The 13,869-nt window shown below is 64.5% G+C and carries 15 protein-coding genes; 5 read left to right on the top strand and 10 right to left on the bottom strand.

Annotated elements, in window-relative coordinates; translation table 11 throughout:
• The first annotated feature begins 141 nt into the window (after positions 1-141).
• Both ACVWYQ_RS37980 and ACVWYQ_RS37985 read left to right on the top strand, forming a co-directional pair.
• Positions 142-1,029 carry a 2-hydroxy-3-oxopropionate reductase gene (locus tag ACVWYQ_RS37980; RefSeq protein ID WP_157282519.1) on the top strand — a complete coding sequence of 296 codons (888 nt, stop codon included), beginning with the start codon at positions 142-144 and terminating at the stop codon, positions 1,027-1,029.
• A 112-nt stretch (positions 1,030-1,141) separates the two neighbouring features.
• Positions 1,142-1,525, top strand: coding sequence for a DUF1236 domain-containing protein (locus ACVWYQ_RS37985; RefSeq protein ID WP_198399671.1), 384 nt, complete (start codon positions 1,142-1,144; stop codon positions 1,523-1,525).
• A gap of 40 nt (positions 1,526-1,565) precedes the next feature.
• Here ACVWYQ_RS37985 and ACVWYQ_RS37990 read toward each other — a convergent pair whose 3' ends face one another.
• The 3 genes from ACVWYQ_RS37990 to ACVWYQ_RS38000 all read right to left on the bottom strand — a co-directional run bounded on the left by ACVWYQ_RS37990 (position 1,566) and on the right by ACVWYQ_RS38000 (position 3,184).
• Positions 1,566-1,937: a VanZ family protein gene (locus ACVWYQ_RS37990; RefSeq protein WP_404542273.1), complete on the bottom strand. Its 372-nt coding sequence runs from the start codon at positions 1,935-1,937 to the stop codon at positions 1,566-1,568.
• Between the two features lie 76 nt (positions 1,938-2,013).
• The gene (locus ACVWYQ_RS37995) at positions 2,014-2,622 is read right to left on the bottom strand and encodes a thiamine pyrophosphate-dependent enzyme (protein ID WP_404542271.1); all 609 of its coding nucleotides are present in this window, start codon (positions 2,620-2,622) and stop codon (positions 2,014-2,016) included.
• A 10-nt stretch (positions 2,623-2,632) separates the two neighbouring features.
• Complete coding sequence (locus tag ACVWYQ_RS38000) at positions 2,633-3,184, bottom strand: thiamine pyrophosphate-binding protein (RefSeq protein ID WP_271545151.1); 552 nt, start codon at positions 3,182-3,184, stop codon at positions 2,633-2,635.
• Positions 3,185-3,427: 243 nt separating this feature from the next.
• Here ACVWYQ_RS38000 and ACVWYQ_RS38005 point away from each other — a divergent pair, with 243 nt between their 5' ends.
• On the top strand, positions 3,428-4,477 hold the full coding sequence (locus tag ACVWYQ_RS38005) for a hydroxyacid dehydrogenase (protein WP_404542268.1): 1,050 nt from the start codon (positions 3,428-3,430) through the stop codon (positions 4,475-4,477).
• 116 nt (positions 4,478-4,593) lie between these two features.
• Positions 4,594-5,034: a flagellar basal body rod protein FlgC gene (locus ACVWYQ_RS38010; RefSeq protein WP_404542266.1), complete on the top strand. Its 441-nt coding sequence runs from the start codon at positions 4,594-4,596 to the stop codon at positions 5,032-5,034.
• Between the two features lie 37 nt (positions 5,035-5,071).
• On the opposite strand, the gene ACVWYQ_RS38015 is transcribed toward ACVWYQ_RS38010, so the two are convergent.
• On the bottom strand, positions 5,072-5,845 hold the full coding sequence (locus ACVWYQ_RS38015) for an ornithine cyclodeaminase family protein (protein WP_404542264.1): 774 nt from the start codon (positions 5,843-5,845) through the stop codon (positions 5,072-5,074).
• 325 nt (positions 5,846-6,170) lie between these two features.
• Here ACVWYQ_RS38015 and ACVWYQ_RS38020 point away from each other — a divergent pair, with 325 nt between their 5' ends.
• The gene (locus tag ACVWYQ_RS38020; protein WP_198399673.1) at positions 6,171-6,383 is read left to right on the top strand and encodes a hypothetical protein; all 213 of its coding nucleotides are present in this window, start codon (positions 6,171-6,173) and stop codon (positions 6,381-6,383) included.
• A gap of 3 nt (positions 6,384-6,386) precedes the next feature.
• On the opposite strand, the gene ACVWYQ_RS38025 is transcribed toward ACVWYQ_RS38020, so the two are convergent.
• The 6 genes from ACVWYQ_RS38025 to ACVWYQ_RS38050 all read right to left on the bottom strand — a co-directional run bounded on the left by ACVWYQ_RS38025 (position 6,387) and on the right by ACVWYQ_RS38050 (position 13,753).
• On the bottom strand, positions 6,387-6,962 hold the full coding sequence (locus tag ACVWYQ_RS38025) for a GNAT family N-acetyltransferase (RefSeq protein WP_271545147.1): 576 nt from the start codon (positions 6,960-6,962) through the stop codon (positions 6,387-6,389).
• A 6-nt stretch (positions 6,963-6,968) separates the two neighbouring features.
• Complete coding sequence (locus ACVWYQ_RS38030) at positions 6,969-9,326, bottom strand: Orn/Lys/Arg family decarboxylase (protein ID WP_456727087.1); 2,358 nt, start codon at positions 9,324-9,326, stop codon at positions 6,969-6,971.
• Between the two features lie 96 nt (positions 9,327-9,422).
• The gene (locus ACVWYQ_RS38035) at positions 9,423-11,627 is read right to left on the bottom strand and encodes a xanthine dehydrogenase family protein molybdopterin-binding subunit (protein WP_456727088.1); all 2,205 of its coding nucleotides are present in this window, start codon (positions 11,625-11,627) and stop codon (positions 9,423-9,425) included.
• A gap of 7 nt (positions 11,628-11,634) precedes the next feature.
• Positions 11,635-12,651, bottom strand: a complete 1,017-nt coding sequence (locus tag ACVWYQ_RS38040) for an FAD binding domain-containing protein (protein WP_456727089.1) — start codon at positions 12,649-12,651, stop codon at positions 11,635-11,637.
• The gene (locus tag ACVWYQ_RS38045) at positions 12,648-13,133 is read right to left on the bottom strand and encodes a (2Fe-2S)-binding protein (protein ID WP_456727090.1); all 486 of its coding nucleotides are present in this window, start codon (positions 13,131-13,133) and stop codon (positions 12,648-12,650) included. Before ACVWYQ_RS38045 ends, ACVWYQ_RS38040 begins: the two co-directional genes overlap by 4 nt.
• A 140-nt stretch (positions 13,134-13,273) precedes the next feature.
• Positions 13,274-13,753, bottom strand: coding sequence for an Lrp/AsnC family transcriptional regulator (locus ACVWYQ_RS38050; RefSeq protein ID WP_198399674.1), 480 nt, complete (start codon positions 13,751-13,753; stop codon positions 13,274-13,276).
• Positions 13,754-13,869: the final 116 nt, after the last annotated feature.

Genomic DNA, 13,869 nt, shown 5'->3' on the forward strand with positions numbered 1-13,869 from the left:
CCAACGTGGAGAGAACCCTCACCCGGCACGCGGGACGATGCTTCGCATCGCCCGGACGTGCCGACCTCTCCCGCAAGCGGGAGAGGTGCACCGAGCACGTGGATAGACTTACCAACATGTCTTGCAGAGGAAACGACGACAATGACCAACATCGGCTTCATCGGACTCGGCACCATGGGACGGCCGATGGCCGGCCATCTCCTGGCCGCGGGTCATCGCGTTCTCCTGCATGACGTTGCTCCGATCGCGCCGGAGCTGATGTCCGCGGGCGGCATCGCCTGCACATCGGCCAGGGAGGTCGCGGAGCAGGCGGACGCGGTCATCATCATGGTGCCGGATACGCCGCATGTGGAGGCCGTGCTGTTCGGCAAGGAGGGTGTCGCCAGCGGCATCTCCAAGGGCAAGATCGTCGTCGACATGAGCTCGATCTCGCCGCTGGCGACGAAGGAGTTTGCGAAGAAGATCGAGGCGCTCGGCGCTGATTATCTCGATGCGCCGGTCTCGGGCGGGGAGGTCGGCGCAAAGGCGGCGAGCCTCACCATCATGGTCGGCGGGCCGGAGCGGGCTTTTGGCACCATGAAGCCGATCTTCGACAAGATGGGCAAGAACGTCACCCATGTCGGCGGCAACGGCGACGGGCAGACGACAAAGGTTGCCAATCAGATCATCGTCGCACTCACCATCGAAGCCGTGAGCGAGGCCCTGTTGTTCGCATCCAAGGCGGGTGCGAATCCCGCGCTGGTGCGCAAGGCGCTGATGGGCGGCTTCGCCTCCTCGCGCATTCTGGAGGTGCATGGCGAGCGCATGGTGAAGCGCAATTTCGATCCTGGCTTCCGCATCGAGCTGCACCAGAAGGATCTCAACCTCGCGCTCGAAGGCGCGCGTGCACTTGGCCTGTCGCTGCCCAGCACGGCCGTGGCGCAGCAATTGTTCTCGTCCTGCACCGCACATGGCGGCAAGGCCTGGGATCACTCCGCCATGGTGCGGGCGTTGGAACTGATGGCGGGGCATGAGATCGCCAGGGCCTGAACTGTTACGCGGTAACACTGTCCAGTGATGCATCTTTCGTCGCAGGGGAACCGGAACAATGCTCCGGCTCCGCGGGTTGAAGGCGCAGGACAATCACTGGAGACATCAGGACATGAAAACCCGTCTTGCGATTACGTTGGCTGCAGCGTCGCTGCTGGCGTCGAGCGCAGCCTTTGCTCAGTCGACGACCGAACAGGGCGCCAGGGACGGCGCGCGTGCCGGTGGCGACATCGGCGGCCCGATCGGTGCAATGGTTGGCGGCACCGTGGGTGCAGCCGTCGGCGCCGGTCTCGAAATTCCGAATGCGGTCCTCGGCGGAATTCCTCGCAGCGACTCCGTCGTGGTCCAGGAGCGCGTCGTGGTGGGCGAGCCGCTGCCTCCGACCGTGGTGCTGCGGCCCGTGCCGAACTACACCGAATATCGCTATGCGGTCGTGAACGATCGCCGTGTGATCGTGGAGCCGCGCACACGCCGCGTGATCAAGATCATCGACTGATCGACGCAATTCTTTGTGCTGAGCAGGGCCCTGCGGAGCATCACTCCGCGGGGCCTTCGCTTGTCATGGCGGAGCTGGTGCGAAAGCGCGAGAGTAGCCGGTCTGCCGCGGCGGCGAGTGCAAAGCCGAGGCACGCGGTGGCAGCATCGACCAGAAAATCCACCAGCCGCGCGTGACGGCCGGGTGCCCAAAATTGCATCAGCTCGAGAACGCCGATCAGGACGACCGCGGCCGCTGCGCTCAGTATGCGCCGCCGTGGATAGGCGAGGCCGAAGGCCAATCCCACCATGACGAAGGCAAGCGCATGCTCGCCGTCCTGACCGAGGTCGGAATGGGGGCGAAGGCCGGGAGGACCGAGCGTGGCGAACGTAACGGCAGCGGCGAGCAGCCAGGCAAAGGTACGAATGAACATCCGGGTCGCTTAGCACGAATTTGGTCGGGTTGTCGCGAGGCTCGCATCAGATCGCCGTGTAGTTAATGACAAAATGTTAAAGGGGATCGCGCACGCCGAGGCCATGCATGAAGCGTTCCCGGATCTGCACGGGGTCGCGCCGGGTGGTGCCCACGCCGGGCTTGTCGTCGATCCTGACCGCGATCAGGCTCGGTTCGGAAGCAGCCATGGCGTCGTCGACCAGCCGCTCGAAATCCTCCTCGTCGGCGGCCCACGCACTGCTCGCGAGACCAGAGCCGACGGCGATGGCGACGATGTCGGCGACACCAGCTGCCGGCGTCGGCTGCGCGCCGGTGATTTGGTAGATGCCGTTGTCCATCACGATCATCGTGAGGTTCTTCGGCTTCAGGGCTGCAATCGTCGAGAGCGCACCGAGCTGCATCAGGAGCGAGCCGTCGCCTTCGAGCGCGAAGACGCGGCGGTCGGGCTGCGCCAGCGCCACGCCGAGCGCGATCGGGAAGGCGAGGCCCATGCTGCCCAGCATGTAGAAGTTCTGCGGGCGGTGGCCGGCGGCCCACAGATCGAAGTTGGTGTTGCCGATGCCGCCGATCACGGCTTCCTCGTGCTTCAGCTTCGCGATCAACCGCGAGGTTACGTCGAAGCGGTTCATCACCTTGGTGTTGCCAGTGTTCAATTCTTGATTCATTTGGCCGGCCTCACTTGTCGAAGACCTTGCCGCCCGTCAGCAGCGGGTTGAGGATCAACGCCACCGGCGCCTGCGTGGTGACGGCCTGCTTGATCGAGCGGTCGGTGATGAATTCGAGCTCGTCGAGCCGGGTGATGGTGTGATGCTCCAGCGCCAGCGAATCCAGCACCGGTCGCATGGTGCGGCAGACCAGGGACTGGCCGTAGTTGAATTCGCCGAGCGTGCCGCGCTCGGACACGAACATGATCAGCGGAATCTGGTAGGGCACTGCGAGCGAGGCCAGCACGTTTGCGAGCGTCGCAAAGCCGGAGGTCTGCATCAGCACCGCGCCGCGCCGGCCGCCCATCCAGGCACCGGCGACGATGCCGAGGGCCTCTTCCTCGCGGGCGGTCGCGAAAGTGGTGAAGAAAGGATCGGCGTGCAGGTTCTTGATCAGCGGCGTCAGCACGCGGTCCGGCACGTAAGGGATCAGGCTGATCTCGTTCCGCTTCAAGGTTTGCAGGACGATGCCGTGCCAGCTTCCGTCGCGGCTCCCCTGCGTCTGCTGTTCCGCAATCGCCATCGCGCTCTCCCTGGGGCCTCGCATGCTTCTTGGTTCTGGCCGTCGCGGCAGTCTGCCGAACTTGACGCGGGCAGCGGGATTGTCAACATGTCCGTGCCGTCACCTTGATCTGCGCCAGCAGGCCTGCCGTGGCCGGCACCGCCATGGCATAAGCGGCGACAACCAGAACACAGGAGGGGGCATAGGAGGGCGCGCATCGCGCTGACCGTGCGGATCTCCCGCGAACGAGCCGGAAGGGTCCTGATGTCTGTCAACAACAAGCGCGTCGTCTACTCCAATTATTTGGCCAATCCGATCTATATCGACATCCTGAAGGCGCGGCCCGACGTGCGGGTCGATCGCATCGAAAACCGAAGCCCCGAGGATGTCTATGGCCCGCTCCTCGGCGCTGCCCACGTCTACCAGGTCGGCGCCGCCCGCGATGAGCTCGCCCCGCATTTCCATGTCGATGCCGCCTTCCTGAAGCGGACGCCGAATTTGCTGCTGGTCTCCAGCAACGGTGCCGGCTTCGATCCCGTCGACGTCGAGGCCTGCACGGAGGCAGGCGTCGTAGTCGTCAACCAGTCCGGCGGCAACGCCCATTCGGTCGCCGAGCATGCGCTGGCGATGATGCTGACGCTGTCCAAGCGCATCATCCAGTCGGATCGCCGGCTGCGCCGCGCGCGCGACGTGAACCGCAACGATCTCGTCGGCAACGAGGTCGAGGGCAAGACCGTCGGCATCATCGGCCTCGGCAATGTCGGCCGGCGCATCGCCGCCTTGTGCAAGGGCCTGCTCGGCATGACAGTGCTTGCCTACGATCCGTATTTGTCGGCCGAGGTGATGGCCGAGCGGGGCGGGGAGAAGGTCGAGCTGGACGAGCTGTTGCGCCGCGCCGATTTCGTCTCGATCTCATGCCCGCTCAACAAGGGCAGCCGCAACTTGATCAGCACACGCGAATTCGCGCTGATGCAGCCGCATGCCTATTTTATCACCACCGCACGCGGATTCATCCACGACGAGGACGCGCTGCTGCAGGCCCTGCGCGACAAGCGAATCGCCGGTGCCGGCCTCGACGTCTGGTCCAAGGAGCCGCCGCCGCCGGAGCATCCGCTGCTCCAGTTCGACAACGTGCTGGCGAGCCCGCACACGGCAGGCGTCACCATCGAGGCGCGTCAGAACATGGGCCGGATCGCCGCCGAGCAGGTGCTGGATGTGCTCGACGGCAAGCGCCCGCCGCGCATCATCAATCCCGAAGCCTGGCCGCGCTATGCCGAGCGCTTCAAGCAGGCTTTTGGCGTGACGCCGGGGTAGGGCGCGCGAAGCCCAGTCGCGCGCCGATCCTTGGTTATCAGGATGAAAACAGAGAGCGGTGGATTTTACTGATGGCGTGAATGAACGCGTATGACCTCTCCTGTAGATCAGGGAGCATGAGCATACCTTCGATTGCGACATCCGGACTTTCTGCGGCGAGTTTGCGCGTGAACGTGGCCGCGAGTAATATCGCCAACATCAGCACGACCGGCCCACTACCCGCGTCAGGCGGGTCGAGCGCATCGGCCGGTGCGGGCATTGCTCCAACGTTTCCTGCAGCTTACGTGCCCTTGCGGGTCGATCAGGTCTCCCAGTCGAGCGGTTCGACACCAGGCGGTACGGTCGCGACCGTATCGACGGTGTCGCCGAGCTATACCGCGCGTTTCGACCCAAGCGCTCCCTTCGCAAACCAGGACGGTCTGGTCGCAGCGCCGAATGTCGATCTTGCTAGCGAATTCGCTCAGCTGGTGACCGCAAGGTACAGCTTCGTTGCCAATGCGAAGGTCATTCAGGCCTACGCCGAAACGCAAGACACGCTCCTCGACATCAAGGCGTGAGGGCTGACGGTCGGCCGTGTCTCGCCAGCCTGGGCCACTACCCCAGCTTGGCGCCGAGCTGCTGGAACACGGCCTCGCAGGTCATGAGGTCGAGATGGCCGCCGCCCGCGTTCTTGAAGAACGTGATGTCGGACGGTGACGTTCGCCCCTGCACAAGGCCGCCGACGAGGTCGTAGAGGTCGCCGAGGACGTCCGCCTCGCTGATCGCGCCGCTCGCGATCGGCTGCAGGATGTCGCCGACGCCGTGGAAGGCGGATTCCCGCCGGTCCACGAAGACGCGGGAGCGCTTGGCCGCCTCGTCATCAGCCTCCCGGGTTTGCGGTGTGTAGCCGCCGACGAGGTCCAGATGCGTGCCCGGCCGCAGATTGCGGCCCTTGATCAGCGGCTGATGCGCGCGGGTGCAGGTGGTAATGACGTCGGCCTCGCGCGTCGCGGCGTCGAGATCCGTGATTGCTTCCGCCTTGATGCCGGCCTTCGCCAAGCGCTGAGCGAGATCCACGCCCCGGTCCGGACTGCGATTCCAAATCAGCACGGGCTCCAGTGACGGCCGCACGGCTCGATGACCCCGGATCAGCCATTCAGACATCTCGCCGGCCCCGACGCAGAGCAGTGTCTCGGGATTGGGCGGGGCGAGCAGCTTCGTGGCCAACGCGGAGTCGGCTGCGGTGCGCCAATGCGTGATCTCGGTCCCGTCCATCGCCGCCAGCGGCCGCCCATTGGTGCCGTCGAACAGCACGCACACGGCCTGCACCGCCGGTATCCTGCCTTCGGCCAGATTGGCCGGAAAGCTGGTGAACATCTTGCTGGCCATGTATCGGCCGGGATCGACGGCGCTGCGGATTGCCCCCTCTCGTCTCCAAGGAAGGCGTCCAGCACCTCCATCTTCGGCCGGCGATGCGCTTCTTCGAGGGCCGTAATCAGGATCGGAAAGGTCAGAGCTTTCGTGACTTCGGTATCGGAGACAAAGTGCAAGGCAAGTTCCTTATTGGCGACCGGCATTTGCCCATAAACCCGCGCGGCAGGTTCCGCAACGAATCTTCCGCCGGGACTGGACAAGCCTTGATCCGCGTCAAAATCTCCTTTCCCCGTCCGGCCTAAATGGGACTAGAGTGCCGGCGGGCAGGCAGGGAGGTCCCATGTCAACTTATGTCGTCAGGTTCATGAAGGACGTGCTCGGCGAATACGGCCGGCAACGCGAGGTCTGCCAGGGCACGCTCGAGATCGACGCCGCCGACGAGGACGAGGCCAGGGAACGGGCGAAAGCGAGGTTCTGCAAGGACCAGGCGTTGCATCACTGGTCACTGCATGCCGACCGCATCCACGTCAGACCGGCCGACTACCCATCCTAGGGCTTAACGCCCGGGTGCCGTGACGGGCGGGGGCGTCGTCGTCCCCGCGCCGAGCGAGCGTTGCACCATGACGGTGTCGGACCAGCGGCCGTGGCGGAAGGCAACGCCGCTGAGCAGGCCGGCGCGCGCGAAGCCGAACCGCTCGTGCAGCTTCAGCGAGGGCGCGTTATCGGCATCGATATAGCCGATCATCTGGCGAAAGCCGGCCGCCGCGCAGGCATCGATCAATTCCTGCAGCAACAGCCGTCCGACCCCGCGGCCGAGATGGGCGTGATGGACGTAGATCGAGTGCTTGGCGGTGTATCGATAGGCGGGCCTTTTGCGGAACAGCACGGCATAGGCATAGCCGACGACCTCGCCGCGCCAGGTCGCCACCAGATGCGGCAGGCGGGTCTGCTTCAGGTTCTTGCGCCGGTCGCGCAGATCGTCCGGGTCCGGCGCACCGGTTCCTTCGACATCGCGCGGCACGCCGTTGCGGACGTGATGGCGGTAGATCGACAGCATCGCCTCGACGTCGCTTTCGCGTGATGGCCGAACCAGGACGGGTTCATCGCTCGCGCGCGCAGCTGCTTCGTTCATCGGCACCTACTCGGTCACGACATAAGTGTAGAGCCCGATGCGCCCATTCGCATCGACCTCCTTGTAGACGCCCTGGATCTCGACGTCGAAGCCCGGAAATGTGTTGAAGCAGGTCTCGAACATCTTGAGATAATCGATCATGGGCTTGGCCCGTTCCGTCAGCCGCTCGCCGGGCACGATGGTGGCGATGCCGGGCGGGTAGACCACGAAGGGCGTGGTCGCGATTCGGCCGGCGATCGCCTCGATCGGGAGGTAGTCGACGTCGTTCTTGAACAGATAGCGCGCGGCATCGCGCGGCGACATCGCGATCTCGGGCATGTGCTCGGGCATGAACTGCCTGGCCTGGAGCGCGCTGACGTCGGCGGTGCGGAAGAAACGGTGCATCTCGCCGCAGAGGTCGCGCAGCCGCGCACCTGCGTAGCGCGCCTGCCGCCTTTGATAGAATTCGGGGATGACATCGGCCAGCAGCGCATTGTCGTCGTGCAGCCTCTTGAATGCGACGAGGCCGGAGATCAGCGTGCCCGCCTTGCTCGCCTCGACGCCGGGCGTGAGCAGGAAGAGCAGGGAGTTGAGGTCGTTCTTCTCGGGGACGATGCGGTTCTCGCGCAGATATTGCGCGACGACCGGCGCGGGAATGCCGTGCTCGGCATAGGCGCCGGTCGCACGATCGAACCCGGGCGTGAGCAGCGTTAGCTTGTTCGGATCGGTCATGGCAAAGCCTTCCGCGAGATCGGGAAAGCCGTGCCAGTTGGTATCCGGGGAGAGCTGCCACAGCGCGGGATTGGTGGCGAGCTCGTCGGTGGAAAGGGTCTCCCAGGCGACATTGTGCGCCGCGCCGGGGCGGCTGACGTCGGCAATGGCGATGCGATCGGGAACGAACGGCTCGAAGAACCAGCGGCGGTCCGAATTTTGCTCCTTCTCCTCGAACTCCCGGCGCATCGCGCGGATCTTCTTGCGCAGCTCGATGCCGAGCCGGATCGTGTCGTCCCACAGCACTTCGCCGGAGCGGCCCTTCATCATCTGTGCGCCCACGTCGAGCGAGGCGAACAGCGGATAGAACGGCGAGGTCGAGGCGTGCTGCATGAAGCTCTCGTTGAAGCGGCGGTGCTCGACGCGGCGCTTCTGGCCGCGGATATGTCGGTCCTTGATGTGGATCTGCGAGGCCTGCGAGAAGCTTGCCAGCTGCTTGTGGGTCGACTGCGTCGCGATGATGCCGGGGGCGTCGGGCGGAAGATTTGCCAGCCCCATGGCGAAGCGGCCGGCATAAAGGGGGTGGAATTTCATGAAGCCGGCCCAAGCTTCGTCGAACAGGATGTAGTCGCAGAGATGGCCAACGCGCTTCAGGATCATCTCGGCGCTGTGAATCGTGCCGTCATAGGTGCATTGTTCGACGACGGCGACGCGGAATGGCCGTTCCTTGCGCCAGGCGTCCCTGTCCGTGACAAGCGGATGATTGCGGATCCCCTCGCGCAGGGCCTTCTCGTCGAGCCTGTCCCAGCGCATCGGGCCGATCAGCCCCCAGGCGTTGCGAACGGTCGGCACATAGACCGGGATGCCGCCATTGATCATCAGCGCGCCGTGATGGGCGGCCTTGTGGTTGTTGCGGTCGAACAGCACGAGATCGCCGTCGGTGACGAGGGCGCCCAGCGCGACCTTGTTCGAGGTCGAGGTGCCGTTGAGCACGAAATAGGTCTTTTCCGCACCGAAGATTTGCGCGGCCTCCTTCTGCGCCCTCAGCGCGGGGCCCTCATGGGTGAGGAGGTCGCCGAGGTCGAGCACGGAATTGTCGAGGTCGTCGCGGAACACGGATTCGCCGAGATGCTCGACGAACACGCGCCCGATCGGGCTGCGATTGTAGAACACGCCGCCATTGTGGCCCGGGCAGGTCCAGAGCTGGTTGCCTTCCTCGGCATAGTCGACCAGCGCGCCGAAGAATGGCGTTTTCAGCGTCTCCGCATATTGCTTCAGACGGCTGATCAGGTTCTTGGCGATGAAGGTTGGCGTCTCCTCGGACAGGAAGACATAGCCGTCGATGAAATCGAGCACCTCGACCGGCAAATCCTCGAACCGCTTGCGGCGGATCAGGAGAATGATCGGGAAGTCGAGGCCACGGCGGCGCATCAGGTTGATCAGCGCCGAGGTCTTGCCCTCCAGCCCTTTCTTGCCCCAGTCCACCACCATGCAGCCGATCGCGGCGTCGGTCTGCACCGCCATCTCGGCATCCTCCAGCTTGCGGGCCCGGACCACCTCGAAGCCGGAGCGCTGGATCTCCTCGATGATCTGGTTGAAGCGGACGCCCTCGAGGTCGTCGGCGTCGAACACAGGTGCGGCGAACAGGAAGTTGAAGCGCTTGAAATAATCCATGGCGGGTCCCGAATGTGCAGGAAGATACAGCTCTCTGCACATTCGATGACATCTGGATGACATGCCCGAGTGCTGTGGCAAGGTTGGCCTGCCGCTTCACTCCACTAGCTTATCCAGCGTGATCGGGAAGCGCCGGATGCGCTTGCCGGTGGCGTGATAGACGGCGTTCGCAATTGCGGCCGGGACGCCGACGATGCCGATTTCGCCGAGACCCTTGATGCCCAACAGGTTGATGCGGTCGTCGGGCTCGTCGACGAAAATCACGTTGATGTCGTGGACATCGGCGTTCACGGGAATGTGGTATTCGGCGATGTTCGCGTTCATGATGCGGCCGAAGCGGTGATCCATCACCGTCTCCTCGTGCAGCGCCATCCCGATCCCCCAGACCACGCCGCCCATGATCTGGCTGCGGCCGGTCTTGGTGTTCAGGATGCGCCCGGCTGCGACCGCGCTCACGACCCGCGTGACGCGAATGACGCCGAGCTCTTCATCCACCTTGACCTCGGCAAAGACCGCAGAATGCGTGTTGCGCGCGTGGGACTTATCCTCGGCGAACTCGTTCAGCTTCTCCTTCTCGATCCGTTCAAGCTTGCTGTGGCGCATGACATCCGCAATCGAGACGGCGCGATTGCGGTCGGCGGCCTTGGCAACCGTGCCGTCGAGGAGAACGATGTCCGGCGCATCGACGGCGGCGAGTGGCGAGGCAGGCATCGCCTTGGCATATCGCGCGAGCTCGCGGCGAATCTCCTCGGCTGCTCCAAGCACGGCGTGCGCGCTCGAGGCGGCCATCCATGAGCCACCTTCCACAGGTGCCTGCGGCAGGCTCGAATCCGCAAGCTTGACGCTGACGTTCTCGATCGGCAGCCCGAGGGCATCGGCCGCGACCTGCGCCACGATGGTGTACGTGCCGGTGCCGATATCGGACGCGGCGCAGGAGACCTCGGCATGGCCGTTGGCCGTCAGCACGATGCGGACGGCGACCGGCATCTGCAGCGCTTCCCACACCCCAGTCGCCATGCCCCAGCCGACCAGTTCCTTGCCGTCGCGCATCGAGCGAGGTGCGGGATTGCGGCGGCTCCAGCCGAAAGCTTCCGCTCCGCGCGCATAACATACGCGCAACTGCTTGCTGGTGTAGGGCAGGTCTCCGGTCTGGTCGCGATCCGAGTAGCACTTCAGGCGCAGTTCGACCGGGTCGAGCTTGAGCGCGACGGCCAGTTCGTCCATGGCGCATTCGAGCGCGCAGACGCCCGTTGCGGCTCCGGGGGCGCGCATGTCGCAGGGCGTCGAAACATCGAGTTCGATCAATTTGTGTGAAAAGTTGCTGTTGGGGGTCTTGTAAAGCTGCTCGGCCCAGCCCGTATCGTTGCGCGAAAAATCCTCATAACGTGAGGTCACGGCAACGGCTTCGTGGGTGATCGCATCGAGCGTGCCGTCCAGCTTTGCACCGAGCGCAACGCGCTCGATGGTCATGGGACGATAGCCCAGGCCATACATCTGCTGCCGCGTCAGCACGACGCGGACGGAGCGCTTCAGTGCGAGCGCGGCAAGGGTTGCCAGCACCACCTGGTGCTGCGGTCGCAGGCCCGAGCCGAACGCGCCGCCGACATAGGGCGAGATCACGCGGATGTCGTCCGGCTTCTTGCCGAAAATGCTGCAGAGAAACTTCTGGACGTTCTGGACGCCCTGCGTCTTGTCGTAGACCGTGAGCCCGCCACTGCCGTTCCAGACGGCCGTCGTCGCGAAGAGCTCCATCGGGTTGTGGTGCTCGGTCGGGATGACGTAATCCGCCTCGTGGCGCACGGCCGCGCGCGCCAGGGCTGCTGCGGCATCGCCACGCGGCTTGTGCGGTTGATCCACTTTTTCGGCCGTGCCGCGTTCGGATTCGAGATCGGTCGCAAACGCCTCCTGCTCATATTCGACGCGAACGCGGGTTGCGGCGAACTTGGCGGTCTCCCAATCCTCCGCGACGACCAGTGCGATCGGCTGGCCGTTGAACTTGATCCTCTCGTCATAGAGCGGACGGAACGGCGAGCCCTTCTCCGGCGCCACCTCATCCTTCCAGGCTTCGTCCTTGTCGGCGAGGGGCGGTCGATGTTCATGCGTGAGCACGTCGACCACGCCCTTCACCTTCAGCGCCTCGCTGGTGTCGAGACGAACGATGCGCCCACGCGTGATGCTGGCCTCGACGACGAAGCCGTGAAGAAGACCGTCTGCTGCGAACTCGCCAGCATATTTGGCGGCCCCGGTGACCTTGGCCCGGCCGTCGACGCGCGACGTTGGTGTTCCGACATAGGCGTTCATCGGGCCCTCATGCGATTTTCTTGTGAGCTTGTGATTGCGGTGTGGCGCTTGCGGCCTGGATCAGCGCCCGCACGACGGCTCGGCGCGCCAGGTCGATCTTGAACCCGTTGTGGGAGCGTGCCGTCGCTCCCTGCAGCAGCAGGTCGGCGGCGCGCCCGAAATGATCCGGTGTTGCCGCCTGACCGCGCAATGCGGCTTCGGCCTCGAGGCTTCGCCAGGGCTTGTGGGCCACGCCACCGAGAGCAAGGCGCGCTTCGCCGATCGCGTTGCCCTCCAGGTCGAGCGCGGCCGCGACGGAGACCAGAGCAAAGGCGTAGGACAGCCGGTCGCGGATCTTCAGATAGCTGTAGTTCCGGGCAAAGCCGTGCGGCGGCAGCTCGATGGCGATAATGATCTCGCCGCTGCCGAGATTGGTATCGAGATGAGGCTTGTCCTCGGGAAGCCGATGGAAATCCGTCAGCGCGATGGTGCGCTGCCCCGAGGGGCGTGCGATATGCACGAGCGCGCCGAGCGCGGCCAGCGCCACGCTCATGTCGGACGGATTGGTCGCAATGCAGGAGTTGCTGGTGCCGAGGATGGCATGGTTGCGGTTGAGGCCATCGAGGGCCGAGCAGCCCGCGCCGGGGCTTCGCTTGTTGCAGGGTGTCGTGGTGTCATAGAAATAGGGGCAGCGCGTTCGTTGCATCAGATTGCCGCCGACCGAGGCCATGTTGCGCAGTTGCGCTGAGGCGCCGGCCAGGATGGCGCTGGCAAGGAGGGGATAGCGCTGCTCGATCAACGGGTGGTAGGCGAGGTCTGAGTTCGGCACCAAGGCGCCTATGCGCAGACCGCCGTCCGCTGTCTCCTCGACGTCGCGGAGCGGCAGGCGAGAGATGTCGATCAGCCGGGAGGGACGTTCGACGTTCTCCTTCATCAGATCGATGAGGTTGGTGCCGCCGGCGATCAACTTCGCACCGGGATCGGCGGCGAGCAGGCGGATGGCGTCGGCAACATCGCTTGCGCGGGAATATTGGAAGTTGTTCATGACCGGCTCATTGCCTGCTCGATCGCAGCCACGATGTTGGGGTAGGCACCGCAGCGACAGAGGTTTCCGCTCATCAGCTCCCGGACCTCATCCGCATCGCGCGCACGGCCTTCGGCCAACAGGCCTGCGGCAGAGCAAATCTGTCCCGGCGTGCAATAACCGCACTGAAAGGCATCGTGGTCGATGAAGGCCTGTTGCAGGGGATGCAGCGCGCCGTCCCTGGCCAAGCCTTCGATAGTCGTGATCTCGGCGCCATCCCTCATGACGGCCAGGGTCAGACAGGAATTGACCCGTCTTCCGTCTATCAGCACGGTACAGGCACCGCATTGGCCGTGATCGCAGCCTTTCTTGGTGCCGGTCAGCTCCAGACGGTCGCGCAGCGCATCCAGTAGCGTGGTCCATGGCACGACCTCGAGCGCGCGCCTTTCGCCATTGACGACGAGGTTGATCGGAATGCGTTCGGGGATCGTAAGGTCGACCATGGTGTATTTCCCTGCGGAAAGGCCGAGCCGGGCAAATTGTGCAAATAACGCGAGACTGCGTTGCCGCCGCTGGCCGATAGCGCCCAACGGATGACGGGTTGCTTGGTTCCCGACCGGTTCTCCCGATTGAATTTACGAGATCAGCGCTTCGTCTCGCTGAACACCACAGTCGGTACCGCGCGGTTGACGATCTCGCGCAGCGCGAAGCTCGATTGCACCCGCGCGACGCGCGGCAGGCGGGACAGCTCGGTGCGGTGGATGCGCTCGAAATCCTGGATGTCGCGGGCGAGCACGATCAGGATGTAGTCGTCCGTCCCCGACATCAGGAAGCAGCGCACGACGGAGGGACATTTCGTCACCTCTGCCTCGAACGCCTTCAGTGCCTCGTCGCTCTGGCTCTCCAGCGCGATGCGAACCAGCACCGTGGTGGTGAGGCCGAACTGGCCGAGGTCGAGCGCGGCCTGGTAGGCCTGGATGTAGCCGTCATCCTCCAGCGCCTTCTGCCGCCGCGCCAGCGCCGTGCTCGACAAGCCGATCTTGTTGGCAAGCTCGGTGTGGCTGGCTCGCGCATTGGTCGTGAGTTCCGCGAGGATGGCGAGGTCTTTCCGGTCGAGGGCCAAGGTTTCGTTTCCAGCGTCAAAGGACGATTTCGCGCCGGAAACCGGCGCGGCCGCCGCCAAGGTAGCGGATATTTGCACGAAACCAAACCGACCCTCTCGCTACGATCAACAATGGA

It is taken from the genome of Bradyrhizobium sp. USDA 3397, from assembly GCF_054060965.1.

Bases quoted from the DNA above. Each gene is read 5' to 3' on its own strand.
- ACVWYQ_RS38010 (WP_404542266.1), top strand. From the start codon at position 4,594: ATGAGCATACCTTCGATTGCGACATCCGGACTTTCTGCGGCGAGTTTG.
- ACVWYQ_RS38035 (WP_456727088.1), bottom strand. From the start codon at position 11,627: ATGAACGCCTATGTCGGAACACCAACGTCGCGCGTCGACGGCCGGGCC.
- ACVWYQ_RS37980 (WP_157282519.1), top strand. From the start codon at position 142: ATGACCAACATCGGCTTCATCGGACTCGGCACCATGGGACGGCCGATG.
- ACVWYQ_RS37990 (WP_404542273.1), bottom strand. From the start codon at position 1,937: ATGTTCATTCGTACCTTTGCCTGGCTGCTCGCCGCTGCCGTTACGTTC.
- ACVWYQ_RS37985 (WP_198399671.1), top strand. From the start codon at position 1,142: ATGAAAACCCGTCTTGCGATTACGTTGGCTGCAGCGTCGCTGCTGGCG.
- ACVWYQ_RS38020 (WP_198399673.1), top strand. From the start codon at position 6,171: ATGTCAACTTATGTCGTCAGGTTCATGAAGGACGTGCTCGGCGAATAC.
- ACVWYQ_RS38045 (WP_456727090.1), bottom strand. From the start codon at position 13,133: ATGGTCGACCTTACGATCCCCGAACGCATTCCGATCAACCTCGTCGTC.
- ACVWYQ_RS38005 (WP_404542268.1), top strand. From the start codon at position 3,428: ATGTCTGTCAACAACAAGCGCGTCGTCTACTCCAATTATTTGGCCAAT.
- ACVWYQ_RS38000 (WP_271545151.1), bottom strand. From the start codon at position 3,184: ATGGCGATTGCGGAACAGCAGACGCAGGGGAGCCGCGACGGAAGCTGG.
- ACVWYQ_RS38025 (WP_271545147.1), bottom strand. From the start codon at position 6,962: ATGAACGAAGCAGCTGCGCGCGCGAGCGATGAACCCGTCCTGGTTCGG.
- ACVWYQ_RS37995 (WP_404542271.1), bottom strand. From the start codon at position 2,622: ATGAATCAAGAATTGAACACTGGCAACACCAAGGTGATGAACCGCTTC.
- ACVWYQ_RS38030 (WP_456727087.1), bottom strand. From the start codon at position 9,326: ATGGATTATTTCAAGCGCTTCAACTTCCTGTTCGCCGCACCTGTGTTC.
- ACVWYQ_RS38015 (WP_404542264.1), bottom strand. From the start codon at position 5,845: ATGGCCAGCAAGATGTTCACCAGCTTTCCGGCCAATCTGGCCGAAGGC.
- ACVWYQ_RS38040 (WP_456727089.1), bottom strand. From the start codon at position 12,651: ATGAACAACTTCCAATATTCCCGCGCAAGCGATGTTGCCGACGCCATC.